The sequence below is a fragment of the uncultured Lamprocystis sp. genome (assembly GCF_903933125.1).
In the GTDB taxonomy this organism is placed as follows: domain Bacteria; phylum Pseudomonadota; class Gammaproteobacteria; order Chromatiales; family Chromatiaceae; genus Thiodictyon.
This window is the reverse complement of the sequence record NZ_CAIZIZ010000184.1, coordinates 1-3806: the sequence shown is the minus strand read 5'-3', so window position 1 is coordinate 3806 and position 3806 is coordinate 1. Positions and strand designations below refer to the sequence as shown.

General features: G+C 55.3%; 3 protein-coding genes. All 3 read left to right on the top strand.

Annotated features, from left to right (window positions below; all coding sequences use genetic code 11):
- The first annotated feature begins 408 nt into the window (after positions 1-408).
- On the top strand, positions 409-1458 hold the full coding sequence (locus QZY03_RS09230) for an NADAR family protein (RefSeq protein WP_295580273.1): 1050 nt from the start codon (positions 409-411) through the stop codon (positions 1456-1458).
- 181 nt (positions 1459-1639) lie between these two features.
- Complete coding sequence (locus tag QZY03_RS09225) at positions 1640-2557, top strand: hypothetical protein (protein WP_295580271.1); 918 nt, start codon at positions 1640-1642, stop codon at positions 2555-2557.
- Between the two features lie 632 nt (positions 2558-3189).
- Positions 3190-3806, top strand: a 617-nt coding sequence (locus QZY03_RS09220; protein WP_295580269.1) for an Rpn family recombination-promoting nuclease/putative transposase, incomplete at its 3' end; no start/stop codon positions are given.

The following is a 3806-nucleotide window of genomic DNA, read 5'->3' as shown; positions in this document are numbered from 1 at the left end:
GGTACAAGCTGTATGCTTGAAAAATCAACGCATTACGGTGCGGCAGTGCCGACCATGACAGGGGTCAGTAAATTTTGACGATGCACAATATCTTATTGATTATGTTACGGTAAATTGCCACGGGAAATCCCAGAGAGCCGGCACGAATCCGTTATGAGCGAACTATGTTCTTGGCAGGACTGGAAATTCGGGGCCACTGCCCCAACCTTCCAAAGCACATGCGGCCACTCGGGGCGACCCACATCAGCACGCCGGGATATGGCGCGCTATTGGTAACATCGCGCAACTGCCCGAACAATTGCCCGCTAGCCTGGTGGGTTGGCGCTCCTTGGTTTCCGCTGTTCCCGAGGAGGACAAACGTCAGGCACGCAGCAGAGGCAATCAATTTCGATGACTTCGACTTCTGAAATGTCACCGGACACCGAGAATCTTCGAGCATACGACCCGGCGGTCTGTGTGACTTTCCGCAAGACCAACGAACCATTCGGTGGTTTGTCAAACATGGCAGGCGGTTATCCGATGGCCATAGGCGGGGTCTCTATTCGCTCCGCGGAAGCGCTGTATCAAGCGTGTAGATTTCCCCATCGCCCGGATGTGCAGCAGCTTATTCTGGACCAGAAAAGTCCAATGACGGCGAAGATGAAGTCGAAGCCATACAGACGCGATTCTCGAACTGACTGGGATCGTGTGCGCACAACTGTTATGCGCTGGGCGCTAAGGGCGAAGATCTACTGTAACCGGCGTTTTGTTGATTTGTTGCTTGCGACCGGGGACAAACCGATCGTGGAGAACTCGCGCAAGGACCGGTTCTGGGGCGCAGTGCCAGAAGCGGATGGGACTCTCGTGGGAAAGAATGTTCTGGGAAGGCTGCTTATGGAGTTGCGAGACGACGTTCGACGCGAGCAGTTGGCGTTCTCAAAACCCCTGGTGCCTCCGGCGATATCGGATTTCCTCCTGCTTGGAACCCCTCTTAGTCCGATTGAATGCAATTGGTACCTCGAAGCTCATAGGTTGACATCCGCTGACGTGGGGTCACCGGCGACTCGTGTTTCTAAAGCGAACCACGGCGAACCGGCACCGGAGGATGCCAGTGAGGTTCACCAAAAATTTGATGCCACGACAGCGGGCGTCGACGACGTGCCTTGCCCCGCCTCTCCGGACAAATTGACGGAGCTATGCGGTATGTCGTCGTCGGAGACACAGCCTTCCGAGATCAGCGCCGCCAGCGAATACTCCGCGATGATTTTGCGTCTGCATGGGCTAGGTGTAAGGGAACAAGCCAACGCCATCGTCACCACCGTGCGATGCTCCTCAGACTTCAGTCTCTCAGAGTTTCGAGTACTCCTGGAGCGCTGGGCCGCTGGGTCAGAGGACGCTCGACGCAAGAAGGCCGCTGCCCTGGTTCTCAAGCGACATGCAGTACTACTCGACCAGCTTACACAACCCTCTCTTTTCTGAGCGACCAATCGCAAAAAGGGATATCGCAGCGTCAGATCCCTTCAGATTTACATACTCGCCCAACAAGTGAATAAACGGCGACTCAAAAACCGCGGCCGGCTCTGTGCCGAAATTGAAGCTTGTTGCGCGCGGTTTTTGGGCGCGTTATTCTGAACGTTAGCTGAAGAACGCAGGAAGTGACATGACATACAAGTGGCGTGCAACGTTCGGTTTTGATTATCCTCTCCTCGATCAACCTATCAGTATCGGGGATATACGTATCTATCCCGCTCCGCCGGAATTAGATTTAGAACCACATGCGATCCACTATTACGAATTCGAGACTTCAGGCGTTAATCGCGATTCCCAAGAAGAGGTGAGAAAAAAATACCTTTTTCGACTGGAAAAGCTCGCGGAGCTCAGCGTTTTAGTTCCGTATTACACCGAAGTCGCTTTTCATTCTATTGTCCTCATTGATAGCGGAGATAAAGAAGGATTTCCACCAAGCGGAATAAATGTCACTTTTGATGGGAAGCCTTATAATCCACCAGGACAATCACCCAAGAAATTCCGAGAACAGTTGACGCAAGCGGCGCAATCTTTTGTTGAAATACAAACCCTAAAAGATGAGATTCAGGAGCCTATATCTAGGGCTCTGCGCTGGATGTATCGGGGAAACGACTACCGTTTGTCACCGGACGATCAACTCATTTATCGTTGGATCGCATTTAATAGTCTTTACAGCCTTTTCAACACCTTGGAAAGTCAAGACCGAGGAGAACGCTCCAGCGTAAGAGCGCTAGAAAATCATTTTCGCTCGTCGGTCGGTCCCATCGAACGCGGAGCACAACAACTTGCTGCCGGGGGACTTAAGTTGGATCGGGGGAAAGACCTCGACGTCAGCGATGATTTGCAGCAATCGATCGCCAACCGTGACGACCGTATAACGCAACTTTCTCTCGAGTGCGTTTACGCCGCCCGGTGTTCCTTATTTCATGGCGCCGAGAGGCCAGTGCTGCATGTACCTAATTCGATCCTATCTGTATCTGCGGCTTACCTTGATTTATACCTAAAGAGTGTAATTCCAGCATTCGTCCTATACTGTAAACAATACAGCTAACGAATAAGCGTTTATCCGTCGTGCGCGCCGCACTGATCCCTGGTCGTGGCAGGGGAAATTACGGTGACAGTTGACTAAATGCATTATTACTTAATTCCAGAACCAAGAAACGCATAAAGAATGCCGGTTTCGGGGTCAGGTCTTGTAATCACCCATATGTGAATGCAAGACCCGACTGCACTCTACGAGACGCGGCAGCGTCGTCAATTCCTGGTTCCGCAGCAAACCCGGTCGAGTACCCGACGCGGAACGCGCGTCGGTTGGTTCCGCGCGGAAAGCGGTCCGCGCAGGGGACTCGGCTGAGCCGTCGGTGCCTCCCGCCGGGCGCGGTGCGCCAGGACCGCGTCCCTGACACTGGTGGCGAATGCTCCCGACCGCGGAGTCTGGAAAGAATCGATCTCACGCCAAGTCGCCAAGCACGCCAAGAAGAGCGCAATGCTGCGGTGACCCCAGTCACTCCGCGAGCGCCTCCGGTTTCGCTATCGCCTTGAAGACCCTTGGCGTCTTAGCGCCTTGGCGTGAGATATTCCGGGTCTGAGCGAAGCCGGTGCGGCGGATGCGCCCGCGTGGGCGCAATTCGCCACCAGTGTCCGTCCCTTGTCGCACCGGCAACGGCTGTCTACACTGCCACCATGCGCCATCCCATCGATCCCAAGGTTGACTGCGTCTTCAAGGCCCTGCTGGGGGCCGAGTCCAATCGTGACCTGCTGCTCCATTTCCTCAACGCCATCCTCGGCGCGGAGCTGCCCCGGCCCATCACCGCGGTGGAGATCCAGAACCCCTATAACGAAAAGGAATTTCTCGACGACAAGCTCACCGTGGTCGACGTCAAGGCCCGCGACGCAACCGGGCAGATGTATCAGGTCGAGATCCAACTCCTCAATCATCGTGATCTGCCGGCCCGCATCCTCTACGGTTGGGCCGACCTCTACAGCGCGCAGATCAAGGAGGGCGAAAGCTACCGCAAGCTGCGCCCCACCTATGCGATCTGGCTGTTGGGTCAGACGCTGTTGGCGGATGACCCGGACTATGCCCACGTATTCCGGATGCGCGACCCGCATGGACGTGTCTTTCTGGACCATGGTGGCATCTGGCTGCTGGAACTGAGCAAATTCGCCGCCGACGCGGTCGAAACCGAGCAGCAGCGCTGGCTGAAGTTCTTCACCGAGGCGGAGCGCCTGGACGCGGACGCCCTGCCGGCCTGGATGCAGACCCAAGAGATGAGGCGCGCCATGAACACACTGAAAGC